The organism is Paenibacillus sp. J22TS3, assembly GCF_018403205.1.
Lineage (GTDB): Bacteria > Bacillota > Bacilli > Paenibacillales > Paenibacillaceae > Fontibacillus > Fontibacillus tuaregi.
Genome location: NZ_BOSF01000001.1, coordinates 159601 through 180877, shown reverse-complemented (window position 1 = coordinate 180877; position 21277 = coordinate 159601). Strand labels below are relative to the sequence as shown.

Below are 21277 nucleotides of genomic sequence, written 5' to 3'. Positions count from 1 at the left end.
CCTGCTCTAAAGGGTCCGTTTGTTGGTGTTTGGTTTGACGCTGATGCTTTGTGCGATAATATCGGGGACTTCTTCAAGGGAGGATACGGTGTACATCGCGGTTGAAGGTTTATTCTTAAGCTCAACGACGTTGTAGACCCACTCATTCGGAAGTTTGATATAGATCGTATTAATTCCAGCGGCTAGAGCGGGAATAATATCCGTCCGCAAGCTGTTGCCAATCATCCAGGTATTGTCTCTGTCGAAATGGCGGGAGGACAGTATTTGCTCCAAGGCCTCCTGGTTTTTGTGCTGGCGGATATAAATCCGCTCCTGGAAATAAGCAGCCAGCTTCATTTGCTCGATCTTCCGCTGTTGGATCGCTTGCTCCCCGCCTGTATACAAGATCAGCTCGTGTCCTTGGCGGGTCAACACTTCCAAGGTCTCCACCATGCCTGGATACGGTTCAATCTCTTGCTCATATACGCTCAGCCCGAGCTCCATCAGGTGGTTCTCCTCAGCAAGCTGAATGGGACGGCCGATTAATCTGGAGAAGTAGTGATAGGTCTCAATCAACGACAGAGGAAAGTGTTTGCTGGCAAATCCGGATTTCAGGACACCAGCCACATCAATTTCAATCTGCTTGTCCCGGATCTCCTTCCCGGTCAGGCGGTATTCCTGGAACCAACCCAGCATGATGTCGGTAAATCTGCTCAAAATCATTTCAAAATATTTGTTGCAGTGAATGAGGGTATCATCCATGTCAAAAATAATGTGCTGTCTTAACGTATAAGCGCTCAAAGCAGGGTGCTCCTCTCTTATGTAGATCTGATCTGCTTATTATATCAAGCTTAGCCGCGTTATATTTGGATGTAGGTCTCCAGGAAAATCTGCAGCTCCGATATCCCGTCGGGCCGGAGACAAAACTTCTCCTGATTATTCCCACCAAGATGAACCTGTAGAAGACCGGCTATTCTCAGCTGTCTTAAATGAACCATCAAATTCTCTTCCGACTCATTCAGGAACAGCTGTATCTCCGAGAGCGTCTTGGGCTCATTCGCCAGGTAACGAAGCAGACGAAGCCGTTCTGGCGCGGCTAATGCCCGGGTAAGGCGCAGCAGGACGTTAGGTGCCTCATTTGGGTCCTCCAGCGGCAAATCCACTGGGTACTGAATCAGCAGCATATTGTTATAGAAGCAATATGTGTTGATGGGACGCAAGTGGATAATGGGAAGCAGGATAACCTGCTCAATTGGCAGCTCCTGAGGCACCACCAATCCGCCGGATGCATAATCGATCAGGCTTTCGGCTTCCATTTTATCAAGCAGCGTAAGTTTCTCAGCAGCGTCCTCTTCAAGAAGAGGAACGTATAGCGGTTCAATATCCTTAAAATAAACGTCATACCAGATATGAAGCAGGGGGACATAATTGTTGCGGATTAATGCTGATTTCTCGGGTGTTAGCCCTGGTATGTATTGTATAATCCTGCCGCACAACTGCTCTGGGCTGGATAGTTCCAGATCTTTGAGGAAGTCCAGGATTTCGTTGTTCCGACCGCGCTCCACCGCCCATGCGTACAGCACGTCATAATCATCAAATGGCCAGGAAGCCGCCTCTGCAAATGCAGCCCGGGTAGCTTCGTCAAGCCGTGATTCAATGGTGCTTATCCATTCCGGTCCCATATCCATATTACTTGTCCATTTGCGGACGACATGAACCAGGAAGCTTCCAAGCAGTTCGTAGACTGGAGATACGTCTACTTTTACATTATAAGCCATGTGAAAGGTAACCTCCCCAAATTGCTTTCTTTATCCATTATCCCCCTTACGCCTGTGAGTTGTCCACTATAAACAATTGACCACCTGATTATTACCGCAGGTGCGATGCTTTCAAACAAGATAGAGATAAGATAGAATAAAGAATAGAGATTTAGGGGGATAAAGGAGAGCTGGGCATGATTGAAGTCAGTCAGTTGAACATCACTGTGGGTGCGGAGAAGAAGAAGATTTTGGAGGATATTAATCTGCAGTTTGAGCAAGGGGAAATGATCGGGGTAGTGGGTCCAAGCGGAAGCGGAAAAAGTACCCTTCTGCGCAGCCTTGCCCTGCGAATGCCCTGGAATTCAGGCAAATATGTGTTTGATGGCAAGGAGATCATTAAGTCTGGGGGAAGAGGCTCCTCTAAGTTCCGGTCCCAATTTGCATATCTGGAACAGAATCCTGAGCTGAACATTCAGAAAACGGCATTGAAGAATGTGATAATTGGTCAGGCCGGCCAGACGCCACTGATCCGGAGAGTGACTGGTATGATTCGTTCGGATGATTACATGGGGGCCATGGATGAGCTGGAAAAATTCGGACTTCTGGATAAAGCGCACGTCAAAGCAGGCAAATTAAGTGGAGGCGAGCGGCAGCGGGTCGCTATTTGCCGGGCGCTCGTGCACGGGGCGAACCTGATCGCCGCAGATGAACCAGTAATTGGTTTAGATAAATTCGCAACTGAAAAGGTGCTTGATACGTTAAAGAATTTATGTAAGGAAGAAAAGGCAACGGTAATTACCGTTCTTCCACTGGAGCTTGCGGAGAAATACTGTACAAGGCTCTGGGGACTAAATCAAGGACGGCTGCAGTGGGATGTGACAGGGAGAAGACTGACCCAGGAAGAGAAGCAGCTGATATAGAATGAAAAGAGTGATTGGGTTGGTGAATGCAAGGTGGATATTTATCGCAGCAGGATGTTTATGTCTTGCTGTGTTAAGCGGCTGTGATCTTATTACCGATCCCAAATTGTTAATGAAGCCCCCTGAACTGTTATCGAGTCAGCAGTCATTGAGGAGTGCGGTGGATGCCTATACTCCGCAGGAGATGAGGCTGCAGACGAGGGACGGGAATTCGATCAGCTCGATTCAGACGGCAGATCTTAACAATGACGGCAATTTGGAAGCAGTTGTATTTTTTGAAAGTTTGAAAGGGGACCGCAACGCACAGGGCATGATTCTTGAAGAAGAGGGTAATGCGTGGGTTGTCAAACAGAAATTCGAGGCGGCAGGCAAGAATCTGTTGTCTCTGGAGTATAAGGATCTTAACCATGACGGGAAGAAGGAGATCATAGCTACCTTTGGGGTGGTAGATCCAACGGACCCGAATACACTTGCTGTCTATGCGTATAACGGAGGCCAAGTGGAGAAGATTCTGCAGGCTCCTTACACCATTTATTTGTTGGATGATTTGAACAATGATGATCTCGTTGAACTGACCACAGTCGCTTTTAAGCAAAATAATTACAATACAGTGACCTGTTATCAGATCAAGGCTAACAATCAAGTAGAGCCGTTGGGCCACCTTGAACTAGGCAACAGCATCAACGGATATTTGAATGCGATAGCCGGTAAAGTGACGAAGAACAAGCACGGGATTATATTGGATGCTTCGTATTTGACGCATTCAGCTTATTCCACTTTGATTGTGTTAAATGATAACAAGCTTGTGAATGTCATCGATCAGGATGATAACCTGAACGATATGCCTATCCGCAGCTCGGACGTTAATGACGACGATATTCTGGAGATGGGAAGGCTTCGTGTCCCTTCGGGGTGGGAGAAGGTCATCCTTGATAAACCTCCGCGTTTTCTGGATTATTATCAATGGGATGAGACCGCACCTTCGGAAGATCTCAAGAACATGAAGTTAATTAAGGAGCAGTATCTCGATCCTGAGGGACGGTTTGTGTTTAATTTCCCGGATGATCTAAAGAACAAGATTACGCTGGACCCGAATTCCGTTATTGACCAATATTTGCGGTTTGTGAAGTTGAGCGATAACGAGCAGGTTGCGGAGATCAAATTCATACCGGCATCCCAGTGGGAAAGCTCTAAGAACGAATGGTCCATGCTGAAGCGCGATAACGACCAGATTATTGCGTACAAGACGAATTATGGCTCAGATATGATCAAGAAAAATATAAGATAATGATTTGTTTCTATATAGAGAGGATGTTATGTGTTGAGTAAAGTACTTATTCTGGAGGATGAGGAGTCCATCCGCAGCTTTATTGTCATTAATCTGAAACGCAACGGATTTGAAGTATTGGAAGCGGCCGACGGCCATGAGGCCTTGAGCAAGCTGACCAGTGTTCCGGACATCGATATTGCACTTCTTGACGTGATGGTGCCGGGCATCGACGGTTTCGAAGTCTGCCGGCGCATTCGGGAGACGAATGAGAGGATCGGCATCATTTTCCTCACAGCCAAGGTTCAGGAGCAGGATAAAGTGTATGCCTTGTCCGTAGGGGCGGACGATCATGTCAGCAAGCCCTTTAGTCCTACGGAGCTGATCGCCCGTATTCATTCCCTGCTCCGGCGGGTTAATGTATATAGAGAGACCAGTGCCAAGGTATCTTTCACCTCCGGTCCTTTTACCCTGGATCTGATTACCAAGCAGTTTAAGAAGGATGGTACCATGATTGAGCTGACTCCAACGGAGTTCTCGCTCATTCAATATTTCCTGGAGAAGGAGAACACCCCTCTTAGCAGGGATCAGCTCCTGGATCATGTATGGGGCAAGGAGTATATGGGAGATCCTAAGATTGTAGATGTGAACATCCGGAGAATCCGGCAAAAGATTGAGACGAACCCGTCTGATCCGGCCTATCTGCAGACGGTTTGGGGACACGGCTATAAGTGGAAGGGCGAGGGTCAATGATCAGCAAAGGGATCGGTCGTCAGATCGTTCTTCACTATTTTATCGTAGTATTCATGACCCTTCTATTGGTCGAAATTATCTTCATGTTTGCCATCCGGACTTATTATTATGATAGTGTGTACAGCCATATTGCCAATCATGCCGCAATGGTAACGGACAATTATAACAATACCAACACGGAGAATACGGAAAGTGAGAACCTTAAGTATTACCGGGATATCCTGAACCGGTTTGCTTTGGCTAGTACGGAGCTCCAGGTCCTTAACCGCAAAGGTGACGTCTTGATCACCAACAGCTCCTTTCAGCCGGATCAGCCGGTTCAGACCAGTGACTTAACCCAAGCGCTGACGAATAACATTGGCAAATGGATTGGCCGTGAACCGGGGACCGGAGAATTGGTTATGGCTGTATCGAGTCCCATACAGGTGATGGGGGAGAACAAATATGTCATAAGATATATCACATCCATGGAGCCGATTAACTCCAAGCTATTGAATATTACCCTGCTTGCCGCTTTGGTTGGTGTGGTGATTCTTGCGGTAGTTCTACTGTTCAGCATGGGACTTGCCAATTCCATCGTTAAGCCGATCAATAACATCAGGGCGGTATCCGCTCAACTGGCGCGCGGTAAATTCGATGTCCGCGTTAAGGGTGAATATAAATATGAGCTTGGCGAGCTGGCCAGCACGCTTAACTATATGGCCCAGGAGATCGTGCGCGGCAATCAGATCAAGGATGACTTCATCTCATCAATCTCGCATGAGCTCAGGACTCCGTTAACAGGTATTAAGGGTTGGAGTGAGACGCTGACTTCGGGGGGCTTCGATCCGGAGGAGACGAAGATTGGGATGCAGATTATCGCGAAAGAGACGGACCGGCTGATTGGGCTTGTAGAGGAAATGCTGGATTTCTCGAAGCTTCAACAGAATGAAATGAAGTTGGTCATCGGCCATGTTAACCTGAAGGAGATTCTTCAGGAGACAATGCTGAATGTCTGGGCTAAGGCTGAACAGAAGCGTATTAAGATTAAGCTGGATGAACATACCGAGAAGACAGTCATGGTCTCAGGCGATGGTAACCGGCTCAAGCAGGTGTTTCTGAACCTGGTGGATAACGCTATTAAGTTCTCTACGGAAGAGTCCTGGATTCATCTGGATATTAGCGTTAAGGACGAATGGGCGGTTGTCGAGGTTATTGATAGTGGAATCGGAATTAGTGAGGAGCATTTGCGCCGCGTGAAGGACCGTTTCTTCCAGGTTAACCATCAAGGTGGGGGAACAGGCCTGGGACTTGCGATAAGTCAACAGCTGGTCGAGCTGCATAACGGGGACATGGAGATGCGCAGTGAACTTGGAGTCGGAACTACGGTGAGTGTACGGCTGCCGCTGCTGGATGAATTGAATAAGGAAGAGGATGAGCTATCCGTTATGTAATGTGTACGATTCGGGAGAAGAGGATGATCTGTCATGAGCAAGCCTACAGGAGTGCTGAAACTGCCAGACCAACAGTTCGATATTCACCTGGCAGAACGAGAAGACGCTGATCTGATTTGCCAAATGTTGATTGAAGCCGCAGAATGGATGATCTCGCAAGGTATTTATCAATGGACACCCGAACAATTTACAAAGGAAGAGATATTGTCTTATTTCGAGTATAGGGAAATCTATATCGTATACGCTCAGACTCAGCCTGCAGCCATGTTTACATTACAGCAGAGCGACCCCGATTATTGGGGAATGCGAAATTCCAGAGGATACAACTATTTGCATCGCCTTACAGTGAGACGGGCCTATAGCAGTGGGGGCCTCGGCGCCCGTATCGTGGAGTGGGCCTCGAACCGTACACGTGAGAATGGCGGCAAGGGTCTGCGCCTCGACTGTTTAGCCCAGAACTTGAAGCTGAACAGCTTCTATCAACGCCTGGGCTTCCGCTACATGGGGACCGCCCTGAAGAACGGGCGTGAATATAATCTGTATGAGCAGTGGGAATTCAGGGCTCCAGTACGGGACCCCGATCTGGTGGACTTTGTATATTTCAATGACCGGGATTTCCACCTGCTTCAGCGGTGGTCGGCTTCCGAAGCTTTTCAGCTGCAGTGGGCGGGAGGGAACTGGTCGTATCCATTGACAGAAGAAGACATGCGCACTTATATGGAAGGCGCAAATCTTCCCTGGAAATCAGATAAGCTGATCTTCAAAGTCATACACAGGGACAGCGGGGAGAGTATCGGTCATATCAGCTTATCACAGATTGACCGGAGGAACCGGTCCGCACGGATCAGCCGGGTCATTCTTGGAGATCCGGATTACCGGGGACGGGGGATTGGCAAGGCGATGATTGTGGAAATGTTGAGGATTGGATTTCAGGCACTGAATTTGCACCGGATTACGCTGGGGGTATTTGATTTTAATAAGCCGGCTATCCAGCTGTACCTGTCTGCAGGATTCAGAAAGGAAGGCCTGATGCGGGAGAAAACTCTTTACCGCAATGAGTACTGGAGTATGCTCGAAATGAGCATGCTTCGCAGGGAATGGGAGGAGCTGTACCAGGAAGAACCGTAAGCTCCGATGAATCAATGTTATCCTCAACACACAAAAGAAGCGGATCTGCGGATCCGCTTCTTTTGTGTGTTGAGATGAAACCTTGTGCGTAGAAACAACGAGCATAATTTTAGGAATACAGTTGTGTAACCAAACAGGGAAGGAACTTGCCAAGGAAAAAAAATGGACCCGAAGGTCCATTTTTCATGCTTTATGATGACATGCCACCAGCGCGGAGACGGCTTGCACTGTCATAAACTTCTTTAAGCAATCTGGCTGGTTGAGGTCTGACAGCGGGTTTAGCCACCACGGTCTCTCCAGGTCCGATGACCATGATTTCGTTCATTGTGCCCTTGATCACAGCTCCGTCCTTAATCACAGCGCCTTCCCCGATAATCGCCCGTTCAATGACCACGTTCCGGCCGATTTTCACATGAGGCATGATAATACTGTCTTTGATTTTACTGAAGCGCCCAACTTCAGTTCCACCGAACAACACCGAACGTTCCGAGTAGCCGTCAAGGGTGCAATTATCGTGGATCAGGCAGCCGCTCGACTGAATCCCGCGGTGTTTGGCTGCAACCTTTCTAACCGCCTTTTCGTTCGTGTACATTGGCCATGCTTCGTTGTGAAGCTTCCAATCGTTGGACTCATCAAGCAGGTCCATGTGTGCTTCCCATAAACTGTCTACCGTACCTACATCACGCCAGTAGCCTTTGAATTCAAAAGCATAAAGCGATGTGATTCCGGCAAGCATGTTAGGGATTACATCTTTACCAAAGTCATGGGACGATTCCGGGTTCTTCGCATCCTCGATCAGATGCTGTTTCAGATAATCCCATTTAAAAATATAAATTCCCATGGAAGCCAGGTTGCTTTGCGGTTCCTTCGGCTTCTCGGCAAACTCGGTAATCCGGAATTCCTCATCGATGGACATGACTCCGAACCGGTGAGCTTCATTCCAAGGTACAGGCATAACCGAGATGGTAGCTGGAGCGCCGCTGCTCACATGGAATTCAAGCATTTCCCGATAATTCATATGATAAATATGATCGCCAGACAAAATCAGCACGTTCTCAGGATTCTGCGCATCGATGTACTCGATATTCTGATAAATTGCATCGGCGGTTCCAGCGTATTCCTCAGAACCTGTATTGTAAGATGGGAGAAGAGTGATCCCGCCTTGGCCTTCCTGCTTAAGGCCCCAAGCCTCTCCTTCTCCGATATGTGAGTGAAGTGATTCCGCCTCATATTGGGTAAGTACACCAATTGTATCAATACCTGAGTTAACACAGTTACTGAGAGGAAAATCAATTATTCTGTATCGACCACCAAACGGCACGGCCGGTTTGGCCTGCTTGGACGTAAGTGGGGATAATCTGCGACCCTCTCCTCCGGCCAGCAGCATGGCAATGCATTCTTTCTTGTTCATTACGTTTCCCTCCCAAGGATTATGTCAGTGTAGTACTTAGTAAACGAAATGGGCTACAGTTGAAACTATTTTATTGTTAATTCCATGAAAAATTACAATTTTATTTTCCTGCAGGAATTTGTTAATTCATTCGTGTATGATTGGGGTAATAAACTAAGTGGACTATGTTTAAATAAGGCGGTGGAGAGTTGTCAGAGAACATCAATCAGCAAAATGCAATTTCGCCTCTGGATGTATACTTGTTCCATGAAGGAACCTTATACCGCAGCTACCGTTCTCTAGGGGCCCATCTTACAGTTGAGGAAGGAATCCCTGGTGTCCGGTTCACGGTGTGGGCACCCCATGCGCTGCAAGTTGGCCTTGCTTCTGACTTCAATCATTGGAAGGGAGAGAACGATCCTTTATATAGGATGCCCGATTCGGGGCTTTGGACTCGCTTTTTCCCGGGAATTGCAGAAGGAACATTTTACAAGTATGAAATTACTGGCCCGGACGGCAAGACCTTCTTGAAAGCAGATCCCTATGCCTTCCATGCTGAAGTGAGACCGGCAACAGCGTCTGTAGTGCAGTCGCTTGAGGGATATTCCTGGAATGATGCCTCCTGGCGGCGCAAGAATCGAGCTCCATATCAGAAGCCGATGAATATATACGAAATTCATTTTGGCACCTGGCGGCAGAAGGAGGACGGCTCCTTTTACACGTACCGTGAAATGGCCGATCTGCTGATTCCTTACATACAAGAAATGGGCTACACGCATATTGAAATTATGCCCCTGGCCGAACATCCTTATGACTTGTCATGGGGATACCAAATTACCGGATATTTCGCTCCGACGAGCCGTTACGGCAGCCCGAAGGACCTTATGTACTTTGTGGACCGCTGCCATCAGGCGAACATCGGGGTGATTCTGGACTGGGTACCAGGCCACTTTACAAGGGATGATCACGGCCTCCGATTGTTTGACGGAACCCCGCAGTTTGAATACTCGGACCCCAGAAAGGCCGATAAGCCCGGATGGGGGACACTCAGCTTCGACTTCGGCAAGCCGGAAGTCCGCTCTTTCCTGATCTCCAATGCCCTGTATTGGATGGACATGTATCACTTTGACGGGCTCAGGGTGGATGCGGTCACAAGTATGGTTCGGCTTGACTTCGAGAAGGGCGAGGGTCAATACGTGCCGAATGAGCATGGCGGTTACGAGAACCTGGAGGCTGTTGCCTTCCTGCAGCAGCTGAATGAAGCGGTATTTCAGCACTATCCGCACGCGCTCATGATGGCTGAGGAATCCAGTGCGTGGCCGCAGGTGACTTCTCCGGTTCATGATGGAGGCCTCGGCTTCAACTACAAATGGAACATGGGCTGGATGAACGACACACTGGATTATGTGGAGACGGACTTTTATGATCGGCCGCAGCACCATAATCTGCTCACGTTCCCGATCGTGTATGCCTACTCCGAGAACTTCACACTGCCCTTATCCCATGATGAGGTTGTGCACGGCAAGAAATCCCTGCTTGATAAGATGCCGGGCAATTATGAAGAGAAATTCGCCGGCCTTCGTGTGCTCCTCGGGTACCAGCTTACGAGCCCGGGAAAGAAGCTTCTGTTCATGGGTGGTGAGTTCGGGCAGTTCATCGAGTGGAGAGATCAGGGTGAGCTCGACTGGTTCTTGCTGAACTATGAATCCCACCGCAAGATGCTTAAGTATACTGCCGACCTCAATCACTTCTACCTGCAGCAAAAAGCGCTATGGGAGCAGGATCATACCTTTGAGGGATACGAGTGGATATCGCCGCATGATGCTTCCCAGAGTGTCATATCTTACTTCCGAAAGGGAAAGAGAGCGTCAGACAGCGTGATGGTGATCATTAACTTCCAGCCGGTTCTCAGAGATAATTACAGGGTTGGCATTGCCAAACCAGGCACGTATGAGCTCGTGTTCAATAGTGACTCCATAGAATATGGAGGTATGGGCTTGATTGATACCACTTCTGTGAAATCCGAGAAGATTTCGTGGCACGGACAGCAGAGCAGCCTGGAGCTTAAAGTGCCGCCACTTAGTATAACCATATGGAAGAAGCAAGGCCGTGCAGTGAAAAAGCAGGATACCCCGCCGAAGGCTTCCACACAGGAGCCGCCAAAAAGGCGGAAAACGACCCAAAGGAGGAAGACTACGTGAAGATTTTGTTTGCAGCTGCGGAAGCCATTCCATTTGTCAAAACGGGCGGACTCGCGGATGTTATCGGTGCGCTTCCAAAGGCACTGCTTAAAGCTGGCCACGATGTAAGAATCGTGATGCCGAAATATAAAATTATGCCTGAGAAGTACCGGTCTCAGCTTGAAACGGTGAATATTACAGAGGTTCCCCTTGCCTGGAGGTCCCAGTACTGCGGGATCGAAAAGCTGACTTTTGAAGGAATACCCGTCTATTTCATCGATAATGAATCTTATTTCGGGAGAGACGGTATTTATGGATATGGAGATGATGGAGAGCGGTTTGCATTCCTGAACCGCGCAGTTCTGGAGATCCTGCCGTATATTGATTTCTATCCGGATATTCTTCATTGTCATGATTGGCATACTGCTCTGATTCCGGTGTTCTTGAAGCATCATTATTCACATAACCCGTCATATCAAGCCATCAAAACCGTGTTCACGGTACATAACCTGCTCTACCAGGGAATCTTTCCCTATGAGGTGCTTCCTGATCTGCTGGATCTCCCGCATGATTATTTCACCCCGGACGGACTTGAGTATTACGGCAATGTGAATTATCTTAAGGCAGGCCTAGTGTATGCAGACCACGTTACCACCGTAAGTCCAACCTATGCGGAGGAAATCAAGACCGAGCACTATGGTTATGGCCTGGATGGGTTGCTGCGCTCGCTTGGCGGGCGCTTGTCCGGGATTGTTAACGGCATAGATATCAAGCTGTACAATCCGGCAACAGATGCGGAAATTACGGCCCGGTACCGAACAAGCCTTAACAAGAAGAGGGAGAACAAGCCTGCACTCCAGCAGGAAGTTGGGCTGCCTGTTGACCCGAACATCCCGTTGATTGCGATGGTGACACGGCTCGTGGATTCCAAGGGCTTAGAGCTGGTGCGAAGAGTTCTTGATGAGCTGTTGTATTTTGATAACGTTCAGGTGGTTGTCCTTGGCACAGGGGATTATGAGTACGAGCAGTGGTTTAGGGAAGCTGCTGGGCGCCATCCGCAGAAGCTGTCCGCACAGATCAAATTCAATGATGGCCTGTCCCGCCGGATTTACGCAGGAAGTGACATCTTCCTGATGCCTTCGAAGTTCGAGCCGTGCGGCATCAGCCAACTGCTGGCGCTTCGTTATGGCAGCATTCCTGTGGTCAGAGAGACGGGAGGTTTGAACGATACGGTTCATTCTTTTAACGAGTTTACGGGGGAAGGCAATGGCTTCTCGTTCAACCACTTTAATGCACATGACATGCTCTACACGATTCGCAGAGCGGTCCATATGTATCATGAGCCTGACCAATGGAAGAAGGTGGTACGGAATGCTTTTGCTGGAGATTACAGCTGGAATGTGTCTGCGGACGAGTACCTTGAGATCTATAGAAGATTGACGGGGATAACAGAATAAACTTGTCAACCGACGGCATCCTAAAGGGATGCCGTTTCTGTGTGTAGGTGGTGTGATTTTCCACTAAAGAAAAAAGGAATTGTTATATTGCATAATAATACATCATGATTTATAATGACTCAGTCCTACATTGATTAATTGACTAATATAAAGGCAAGGGGAGATAACAAAATTGAGAAAATTACACATGACGATGATTGCCCTGCTGATCTTCGGATTATCCTGGACGGGTCTAATTCAGTCCGTTCACGCGGAATCTGGCACAGGGGCTGTCGGAACGAAGAAGACCATTGTACTGGGAACCAGTGCCGACTTTCCTCCTTATGAGTTCCATAAGATGATTAATGGGGAAGACCAGATTGTAGGGTTTGATATCCAGATCGCCAAGCAGATTGCCGCGGATATGGGGGCCGAGCTTAAGATTGAAGATATGAGCTTTGACAGTCTGCTGCCTGCCCTTACGAGCGGTCGTGTTGACTTCCTGATCTCGGGGATGAACCCGACACCGGAACGCAGGAAGAGTATCGATTTCTCAGATGTCTACTACCGTGCCAATCAATCCATCATGGTTCGTAAGGAAGACAAAGATAAATATAACACGATGGATACACTGAAAGGCGCAAAAATCGGGGTTCAGAAGTCCTCCCTGCAGGAGGAAATTGGACAAAAGATAGAGGGAGCCCAGCTTACATCCCTGGATAAAGTATCGGATATTCTGATGCAGCTGCAGACCAAACGTGTCGATGCGGCAATCATTGAAGGTCCTGTGGCCAAGGCCAATTTGACCGAGGCTTTCGCAATTACCGATGCTGTGCCTGAAGTGGAAGATTACGGTTATGCCATCGGTGTGAAGAAAAATAATCCCGAGCTGCTCAATAGCATTAACAATACGCTTGCCCGTTTGACCAAGGAAGGCAAGGTAGAGCAGTTCGTTAATGAAGCAAGCGCCATGGTAAATGGTAAGCAAGCTTCCAAAGACACCTTCTCCTTCTTCTGGGACTATAAAGAATATTACATTGCGGGAATTAAATATACGCTGCTGCTCTCTGCACTCGGTGTGTTGTTTGGTTTTATTATTGGCCTGTTCATCAGCCTTCTGCGCATGAATAAGCTGGCAATTCTTCGCTGGATTGGAGTAGCCTATATTGAAATTCTTCGCGGTACGCCAATGTTGGTCCAGCTTCTAATTATCCACTATGGCTTAGCGCTTACGTTCGGCATCGAATTCACGGCGCTGGAATCCGGGATTATTACCTTGTCCATCAACAGTTCAGCCTATCTGGCCGAGGTGTTCCGTGCAGGTATTCAAGGCGTTGACAAAGGCCAGAGCGAAGCTGCCCGGTCTCTCGGTATGACGAGCAGCCAGGCATTCCGGTACATCATTTTGCCACAGGCGATTAAGAACGTTCTGCCGGCCATTGGGAATGAGTTCATTACGATTATTAAAGAATCTTCCATCGTCTCCTTCATCGGTGTGGCTGATCTGATGTTCCAAGCCCAGGTAGTGCGGGGCATTTCGTTTGCGGGTCTGAATCCGCTGCTCGTAGCCGCCGTGATCTACTTCATCATGACATTTGGACTTTCTAAACTATTGGGTGTACTGGAAAGGAAGCTGAGAACTAGTGATATCCATTAAAAATTTGCATAAATCGTACGGCAAGCTGGAAATTCTCAAAGGCATTGATGCGGAAATTGAGAAGGGGGAGGTCGTTGTGGTCATCGGTCCGAGCGGCTCCGGTAAAAGCACCTTTCTCCGCTGCCTTAATCTGCTCGAGCAGCCAACCGCAGGAGAGATCCGCTTCGAGGGGGAACTGATTACCGACCCTAAGCATAACCTCAACGCAACCCGTGAGAAGATGGGCATGGTCTTCCAGCAGTTCAATTTGTTCCCGCATAAAACCGTGCTGCAAAACATCACACTGGCCCCTCTTAAGGTTAAAGGGCTTAGCAGTGACAAAGCCGAAAGCATTGCAATGGAGCTTCTGCGCACCGTTGGTCTTGAGGACAAGAAGGATGCATATCCGTCCCAGCTGTCCGGTGGGCAGAAACAGCGCATTGCCATTGCAAGGGCACTCGCTATGGAGCCGCACGTCATGCTGTTTGATGAACCTACCTCTGCACTCGATCCTGAGATGGTTGGCGAGGTGCTGGATGTCATGAAACGATTGGCTGAGAAGGGAATGACCATGGTTATTGTCACTCACGAGATGGGCTTTGCCCGGGAAGTGGGGGACCGGATTCTTTTCATGGACCAGGGTAAAATCATTGAGCAAGGCACTCCAGAAGTCGTACTCGGCACACCAACACATCCAAGGACTCAGGATTTCCTGAGCAAAGTGCTGTAATTCCAGCCTTATAATAAACAGGCTAATGGTATGTCAGATCTGACTTTTTACTCGAAAATACAAAAGTGAGAAAAAAGCTTCCTTGTCATGGGAAGCTTTTTTCTTTATCAACGGAGCATGCGCGTCAACTTTGAGGATGATATAAGATCCGAATACTCCATATTAGCGAATCCGGTAAACTACACGCCACAAGCTTGGTTGTGCCGGACAATATTTTGAATCGGATTATGCAAAATCGCGCCAGAGGCCAGAACTCTGAATTTGTAACCGCTCAAGAAATTGGTGTTCAGTTGCTTGATGAAGGTATACTGTGTTCCAAACGTTAATCGCATTGACGATAAATTCAATGCATTTGCCCGTTGGGCTGTTGTTGCAGCCCAGGTTCTTGCAACTCGCCATGTATGCCGAAGATGATGGCTCTGGCGCCAATGCGTTCATAGCTTCCCTGAATGACCTTTGTATTAATATAGTGAAGCACAACCGACGATCAGTAGGATATTTGATTTTCTTCTTGAACGTTTTCTTCTTGAACGGTGTGTTGTCCATAAGCGGAAAGAAAGACGCGTACGCCATCAGTGATGATACGTTTGGTTTGTTCCTGATCCGATGTCTCTGTTGTTCTAGGTTGATTAAATACCAATAAAAACGTTAATGCAGCAAAGTGCTTTGTAGCCATCTCAGGATCGGGCACATTGAGTAAGCCTGTTTGTCCAAACTCTGTAAACCTCTTGATAATCCCTTTTTCCGTCGCGTTATCCAGACTTGCTAAAAACGAGGCTGGTAGGTTGGCGGCTTCCACCATAACCAGACGGTTCAAAGCGGTGTAGTCGGACGAACCGTTCGCAGAAGCTACGACTTGTTCGCAAAATAAGATGAGCGCCTGCTCCAGATCCTCGAATTCGTAGAGGTGGTCTGAAATCCCTTGCTCAATCATGTCCAGAACTGCCGAACTAGTTTCTTCCACAACGGCAACCAGTAAGTTCTGTTTATCGCCAAAATAATCATAAACTGTCCGTTTGGAAACCTCCGCTTTAGCTGCGACCGCATCCACGCTGGAACGATTAAATCCATCCGAAAGAAACAGGTTTCGTGCCGCCGTAATAATTTTAGCTCGTTTGTCTGAAGAGCCTTTTCTGATTTTCTTTTTTTCCGTATTATCCATACTTACGTTCTCCCCTTATGAGCATTATCAGAAATCGGTTAAAGTTGCGCTTTACAAACTACACTGCACGGTGTAGTGTAGTTAATGTAACATATCAAATCATTGATGATCAAGGAGGATTTTATCCATGAACACTATGCCGTCTTTTGTTGATGTTCTCATTGTCGGGGCCGGACCCACAGGGCTTACGCTTGCCTGCGACCTTGCCCGTCGAAACGTCGACCATCTTATTATTGAACGAAGTCCCTTTTATAACGTTGCATCTCGTGCCAAAGGAATCCAGCCTCGCTCGCTTGAAGTCCTCGATGATTTGGAGGCCGCTCGCTACATTATTGATACAGGTGTTTGGGATTTGCCTGTTCGTTATTATACCGCAAATGGCAGGAGTGTGGACAAACCGTCTATTACCGTTGCAGCCAGCGCCGAACTTGAGACACCCTATCGTAATCCGGTCTGGATTGCTCAATTTGATGTGGAAAAAGCATTGCGCGACCGATATGCAGTGCTTGGCGGTCAAGCCCAGTTGGGAGTGGAAGCTGTAGGACTTGTTCAGGGTTCGGATGGTGTTACGGTAACCGTGAATACACCTCAAGGAGAAGAGCAAATTCGCGCTCGTTATGTAGTCGGCGCTGATGGGGGCAAAAGCAATATTCGTAAGTTTATTCATTTGCCATTGGTTGGGGAAACACACGATCATGAGCGGTGGTATCTTGGCGATGTACGATTGGAAGGGCTGGATCGTGACCATATCCATATCTGGACCTCTCCGGAGGGGATGGTCGGGGTGACACCGCTGCCCAAATCCGACATCTGGCAACTGCAGGCAACAATTCCAGAAGAGATCGAGGAACCGGAGGAACCGTCGCTAGAAGTGTACCAAGCGATGTTTGACCGGCGAGCCGGTGCCGGACGTGTTCGGCTCACGGATGCATCCTGGCTGTCTATCTACCGGATCAATGTCCGCATGGTTGAATGTTACCGTAATTGCCGGGTTTTCCTTGCCGGCGATGCCGCTCATGTTCATTCGCCAGCCGGTGGTCAAGGAATGAACACGGGGATACAGGACGCCTATAACCTCGGCTGGAAGCTGGCGGCTGTCATACGCGGTGCGGACACCGCCTTGCTCGACACGTACGATGAGGAGCGCCGCCCTGTGGCTCAAGCCGTGCTCGAGGACAGCACAAAGAAGATGGGAGGGATTGTAGGAACGGCAACTGAAGGTGGCGAGTTGTCCCAATCCTTGAGCACCGTATCCGATGATCTGACGAGCGGGCTTCTCATTTCCTATCGGTCAAGTTCTCTTACCCACCCGTCTGATCAAATAAATGTTACCCGTTCATTCCCGGGAGATCGTGCTCCTAATGCTACGGGTCTGCAAGGCAACGGCGTTGCAGGAAGTGTCTTTGACCTTTTGCGCGGCCCGCACTGGACGCTCTTGGCTTTTGCAAATGGTATCAATCCTTCTCTGATGAGCTTCATCAGCGATGAGCTCCATGTGCATTGCATCCTGCCAGCGAATGTGGAGGGGGTGGAAGGCATAATCGACTCAGGAGGGAATGCCTATCGAATTTACGATGTAACAAGCGAAGAACTCGTATTGATACGACCGGACGGTTATATTGCACTGCGTACTTCCCTTGATGATACAGCATCAATTTCGAATTACTTGAATTCCATTTATCGCGCAAACTGATTTGGATAATGCCGGTGGGGATCTATTCAACATCTCATATGGCCGCCGGCTCTTTTATTCCTTTAATTAGGCAATAGGAAGGACTGTTATTATGGAAGATATTATTCGAACCGTTAATTTGACTAAGCAATACGGGAGTAGAGTCATTGTAGATCGCGTTTCAATTTCCGTTAAGAAAGGAGAAATCTATGGATTCTTGGGGTTGAACGGTGCAGGGAAAACGACAACCATCCGAGCTCTTCTCGGCTTAAGCAAACCTTCTTCTGGAGAAGTGTATTTATTTGGTCAGCGCTGGGCTAACGGGAATCCCGATTTGTCGAGACGGGTAGGTTATATGGTGGAAGTACCTTATGCCTATCCTCAATTTACAGTTAGGGAAAATTTGAATTTGATGGCCAAGTTGCGAGGATTACCGGTTCCGAGGGCCGTTGACGAGATTATGGAGCAATTGAATTTGACCCAATATGCGGATAGTAAGGCAAGAGATTTGTCACTTGGTAACGCGCAGAAACTTGGATTGGCCAAAGCATTAATTCATAAGCCTGACGTTCTGATTCTTGATGAGCCAACGAATGCACTTGATCCAGCCGGAATTGTGGAGATAAGGGAAATGCTGAAATCTCTAGCTTCTCAACATGGGGTTACCGTGTTTATATCGAGTCATATCCTTGAGGAAATGTCCAAATTGGCTTCTCGAATCGGCATTATTCACAAAGGAGTATTGCTTGAAGAACTGACAACCAAAGACTTTGAAACCATCCGCCGAAAGCAGTTGATGATCGGAACGAAGGATGCTCGGAAGGCTCAAGTTATTCTTTCAGACTCCGGGTATGCGGTACATTCGACATCGAATAACTGCTTTGTCCTGCCCGACGAACATGCCGTTAAGCACCCCGAACATATTGTGAGATTGCTTGCTCATCATGAAGTACCGCTCACTATGCTTAAAGTTGAAGAAGAGAATTTGGAACATTATTTTCTCAAAGTAATCGGAGTTGAGGAGGGAAGACCGAATGAGATCATTGTTGACAGCATGCAGCGTTGAAGTTTACAAATTGCGTCGGTCCTTTGTTTTATGGGGCACGCTTCTGTTTATATTGTTTGTCATCACGTTGTTCTTAGGACAGCCTAATTGGTCTTCTTTTTTTGAACGGACTGCGTTTTTGTATTCATCCGTGTTTGGTCTGCTGGGGTTTGGAATGTTAACAAGTTGGACGTTTGGTCGTGAGTATTCCGACCGGACGCTCAAGGATTTGCTCGCTTTGCCTGTATCGCGTGGTAAAATTGCGATTGCCAAATATGTCGCAATTATATTCTGGTGTTTAGTAATGATGTTGATCAGCTTTGTTTATGCTTTATTACTGGGTTTTTCTATTGGACTTCCTGGATTTTCGTTTGCTATGGTACAACATTATTTCTTCCTAATTCTTATAATTGGTGCTCTCCACCTATTATTAAGTGCACCACTTGCCCTATTGGCCTGTATATCGCGTGGTTTTCTGATGCCGATTGGCTTTGCATTTACAACTTTAATGTTGGCTTTGGTGTTCGGGCCTACCACCATTGGAGCTTATCTGCCTTGGTCTGTACCTGCTTTGCATTTGAAGGAAAGCGGAGACGCTTTGTTTCCCTTGATGGGTACTAGTTATTTGCTGGTATTCTTAATAGGACTAATAGGTTTCATTGGGACGGTAAAATGGTTGCAAAACAGGGAGCAACGATGATTTACAAAAAAGATTCTGCATAGAAATCATTTGGAAGGAGATGATCCTGCCTCTAAATCAAGATTTCTGCTGATGGGTTGTCTACAGTAGAACACGAATCATTTGCTAGCAGCATAATACTCGGAGCTTTGCTCCGGGTTTTCTTATATTCTAGCCGCGTGCTGAAGAAAGACCTGCTGCCCAGAGCAGCGCTATGAACAGCAGTGAAACGGGCTGCAACGCTCTGGAAAATTTTAATTTTTTGTAATAATTAACTGTTTCAATTTGCGATTTCCAGGAATTACTTGCTTGATTGGTTACAAAATTGTGATATATTCGTAATGCCGAAACCAGAACCTGGTGCGGGGGATGATTTGCGGATCAAGCTTAGGTATGAGAAGAGATCAGAGCTTATCCTTGGGGTGAAGTGCCGGTTAACCGCGGCACCGGGTTGTATCCTCAATCCGAATCCGACAGCTAACTCCGCAGGCATAGTTAAAAGGAGGATATTACAATGACATCTAAGAATGACTACAAGTCCAAAAAAAAGAACAAACTGGCGCTAGCCGCGAAAACGGTTGCAGCCGCACTAGGGATTGCCGCATGTATACATATGGCGCCTGCCCATGCTGACGCAGTACATACCGCTATGGAAGGGGATACATTCTATCTCCTCTCCAAAAAATACGGAATATCCGTAGATAACCTGATGAATGCGAACCCGGCTGTAAGTCCGACGAATATTTATGAAGGCCTGCCCCTTAACATTCCAACCAGTCTTAAGGCAGAGGCAGCAGTCGCTAGTCCGGTTATTCTGAAGCAGGATCCGATTGCTTCACTTAAGGTATTTACAGCCGATAAGATCGTGGAAGCCTGGGGCAAGACCTTCAACTATTCTAAGACGATCGATGTGGTGGCTACCGCTTATTCAGCCCACCCCAGCGAGAATGGATGGGGTCCTGTAGACTATTACGGGAATCCGCTGACACTCGGCACGATTGCCGTAGACCCTAAAGTCATTCCTATGGGTACAAAGGTGCTCGTGACCGGACACAGCCATAGCGGCCTGCCGAAGAACGCATTTGTAGCCACTGCGACTGATCAGGGAAGCGCAATTAAAGGTCACCGGATCGATATCTTCATTCCGGGCAGCCAGGAATCTGTAAATACATTTGGCTTCCAGGATATCAAACTTTACGTCATCAAGTAACATAGATTGTATTTGATCATACTAACTGTGATCATACCGAAAGATAGGGGAGGCCGCTTGGCCTCTTCTTTTTATTTTGACTCCTGAGTGTGAAGAAGCCTTTTCAAATCCACAAAAATATACCCCTGCTTTCTAAGCACCGAAATCACTTCAGGCAGCGCCTGGATCGTTCCCGACAGGTCTGCGCCTACGCCGCCACCGGCATGCTGAAGAATAATGGACCCCGGCCCTGCGGCTTGAAGAATGTTGCTTTTAACCGCGCTTTTGTTCAGTCCTTTCCAATCCTTCGAATCCACATTCCAGTTGATGACCTTGTAACCGCTGCGTTTTACCCATCTGAGCTGATCTTCATTAATCTCTCCGTAAGGAGGACGGATCAGTTTGGGTCTTACACCTGTCATAGAATTGATGATTTTCTCGGTACGAAGGATCTGTTTCTGGAAATAAGCCAGGTCGCGGTTCTTAAATAAAGGATGATTGTAAGAATGGTTGCCAATCATGTGTCCTTCTCTATGTATACGGCGGACGAGTTCAGGGTGTTTTTGCGCACGGGCTCCAACTACGAAGAACGTGGCCTTGACGTGATGTCTCGCGAGAATATTTAGCACCTGAGGGGTGAATCTGGGATCTGGAACATCGTCGAAGGTTAAAGCAACCTGTTTAATATGAGGTCCTCTGAACTTGAAGGTCTCTGAATATTTTTTTCTTAGCTCGCCTAGAGTTAGAGACTCCTGATTGGACTCTGGGCTGATTTTGGACAGAGTCTGCCTGTCCAAAGAGGCGGTAGCCGCTGGGGTAACTAGCGATAGCAGCAAGGCCGAAACACTAGTCAGCAGGAGAGCAGTAGTACGTAATCGCATTAGGAATCTCCCCTTTTCCTTAGTTTGATACGTGTTG

At 47.8% G+C, this 21277-nt stretch carries 18 protein-coding genes and 1 riboswitch; of the genes, 13 read left to right on the top strand and 5 right to left on the bottom strand.

The features are described from left to right. Nucleotides 1-6 precede the first annotated feature (6 nt). Together KJS63_RS00820 and KJS63_RS00815 are read right to left on the bottom strand one after the other, a co-directional pair. The gene (locus KJS63_RS00820; RefSeq protein ID WP_374706235.1) at nt 7-780 is read right to left on the bottom strand and encodes an HAD family hydrolase; all 774 of its coding nucleotides are present in this window, start codon (nt 778-780) and stop codon (nt 7-9) included. Between the two features lie 59 nt (nt 781-839). Next, nucleotides 840-1757 (bottom strand): ArsR/SmtB family transcription factor, encoded by a 918-nt coding sequence (locus KJS63_RS00815; RefSeq protein WP_213617551.1) that lies wholly within the window; start codon nt 1755-1757, stop codon nt 840-842. Nucleotides 1758-1933: 176 nt separating this feature from the next. Between KJS63_RS00815 and KJS63_RS00810 the strand changes: the two genes are divergently transcribed. From KJS63_RS00810 to KJS63_RS00790, 5 genes are read left to right on the top strand one after another with little or no spacing between them, the layout of a single operon-like run. Beyond that, entirely contained in the window at nt 1934-2659 is a 726-nt protein-coding gene (locus tag KJS63_RS00810; protein ID WP_213617550.1) for a phosphonate ABC transporter ATP-binding protein, read from the top strand. Between the two features lies 1 nt (nt 2660). Continuing rightward, nucleotides 2661-3947, top strand: coding sequence for a hypothetical protein (locus tag KJS63_RS00805; RefSeq protein WP_213617549.1), 1287 nt, complete (start codon nt 2661-2663; stop codon nt 3945-3947). Between the two features lie 33 nt (nt 3948-3980). Further along, entirely contained in the window at nt 3981-4679 is a 699-nt protein-coding gene (locus KJS63_RS00800; protein ID WP_068617515.1) for a response regulator transcription factor, read from the top strand. Next, the gene (locus tag KJS63_RS00795; RefSeq protein WP_213617548.1) at nt 4676-6112 is read left to right on the top strand and encodes a sensor histidine kinase; all 1437 of its coding nucleotides are present in this window, start codon (nt 4676-4678) and stop codon (nt 6110-6112) included. The genes KJS63_RS00800 and KJS63_RS00795 overlap by 4 nt, the downstream gene beginning before the upstream one ends. A gap of 33 nt (nt 6113-6145) precedes the next feature. Beyond that, entirely contained in the window at nt 6146-7240 is a 1095-nt protein-coding gene (locus KJS63_RS00790) for a GNAT family N-acetyltransferase (protein ID WP_213617547.1), read from the top strand. A gap of 190 nt (nt 7241-7430) precedes the next feature. Here KJS63_RS00790 and KJS63_RS00785 read toward each other — a convergent pair whose 3' ends face one another. Then, on the bottom strand, nt 7431-8651 hold the full coding sequence (locus KJS63_RS00785) for a glucose-1-phosphate adenylyltransferase (RefSeq protein WP_213617546.1): 1221 nt from the start codon (nt 8649-8651) through the stop codon (nt 7431-7433). A 188-nt stretch (nt 8652-8839) separates the two neighbouring features. On the opposite strand from KJS63_RS00785, the gene glgB reads away from it, so the two are divergent. The 4 genes from glgB to KJS63_RS00765 all read left to right on the top strand — a co-directional run bounded on the left by glgB (nt 8840) and on the right by KJS63_RS00765 (nt 14612). Beyond that, on the top strand, nt 8840-10831 hold the full coding sequence (gene glgB / locus KJS63_RS00780) for a 1,4-alpha-glucan branching protein GlgB (protein ID WP_213617545.1): 1992 nt from the start codon (nt 8840-8842) through the stop codon (nt 10829-10831). Continuing rightward, on the top strand, nt 10828-12267 hold the full coding sequence (gene glgA, locus KJS63_RS00775; protein WP_213617544.1) for a glycogen synthase GlgA: 1440 nt from the start codon (nt 10828-10830) through the stop codon (nt 12265-12267). Before glgB ends, glgA begins: the two co-directional genes overlap by 4 nt. 163 nt (nt 12268-12430) lie before the next feature. Further along, nucleotides 12431-13903 carry an ABC transporter substrate-binding protein/permease gene (locus tag KJS63_RS00770; RefSeq protein WP_483874611.1) on the top strand — a complete coding sequence of 491 codons (1473 nt, stop codon included), beginning with the start codon at nt 12431-12433 and terminating at the stop codon, nt 13901-13903. Next, entirely contained in the window at nt 13890-14612 is a 723-nt protein-coding gene (locus KJS63_RS00765; protein ID WP_213617543.1) for an amino acid ABC transporter ATP-binding protein, read from the top strand. The genes KJS63_RS00770 and KJS63_RS00765 overlap by 14 nt, the downstream gene beginning before the upstream one ends. 487 nt (nt 14613-15099) lie before the next feature. Here the strand turns inward: KJS63_RS00765 and KJS63_RS00760 are convergent, their stop codons facing one another. Continuing rightward, nucleotides 15100-15774: a TetR/AcrR family transcriptional regulator gene (locus tag KJS63_RS00760; RefSeq protein WP_213617542.1), complete on the bottom strand. Its 675-nt coding sequence runs from the start codon at nt 15772-15774 to the stop codon at nt 15100-15102. A gap of 127 nt (nt 15775-15901) precedes the next feature. Between KJS63_RS00760 and KJS63_RS00755 the strand changes: the two genes are divergently transcribed. From KJS63_RS00755 to KJS63_RS00740, 4 genes are all read left to right on the top strand, one after another. Next, nucleotides 15902-17467, top strand: a complete 1566-nt coding sequence (locus tag KJS63_RS00755) for an FAD-dependent monooxygenase (RefSeq protein WP_213617541.1) — start codon at nt 15902-15904, stop codon at nt 17465-17467. Nucleotides 17468-17558: 91 nt separating this feature from the next. After that, nucleotides 17559-18512, top strand: coding sequence for an ABC transporter ATP-binding protein (locus KJS63_RS00750; RefSeq protein ID WP_213617540.1), 954 nt, complete (start codon nt 17559-17561; stop codon nt 18510-18512). Then, nucleotides 18481-19191 (top strand): ABC transporter permease, encoded by a 711-nt coding sequence (locus KJS63_RS00745; protein WP_213617539.1) that lies wholly within the window; start codon nt 18481-18483, stop codon nt 19189-19191. The genes KJS63_RS00750 and KJS63_RS00745 overlap by 32 nt, the downstream gene beginning before the upstream one ends. Nucleotides 19192-19502: 311 nt before the next feature. Beyond that, nucleotides 19503-19677: riboswitch (cyclic di-AMP (ydaO/yuaA leader) on the top strand. Between the two features lie 7 nt (nt 19678-19684). After that, the gene (locus KJS63_RS00740) at nt 19685-20380 is read left to right on the top strand and encodes a 3D domain-containing protein (RefSeq protein WP_213617538.1); all 696 of its coding nucleotides are present in this window, start codon (nt 19685-19687) and stop codon (nt 20378-20380) included. A gap of 71 nt (nt 20381-20451) precedes the next feature. Here KJS63_RS00740 and KJS63_RS00735 read toward each other — a convergent pair whose 3' ends face one another. Next, the gene (locus KJS63_RS00735) at nt 20452-21240 is read right to left on the bottom strand and encodes a polysaccharide deacetylase family protein (protein ID WP_213617537.1); all 789 of its coding nucleotides are present in this window, start codon (nt 21238-21240) and stop codon (nt 20452-20454) included. Between the last annotated feature and the right edge of the window lie 37 nt (nt 21241-21277).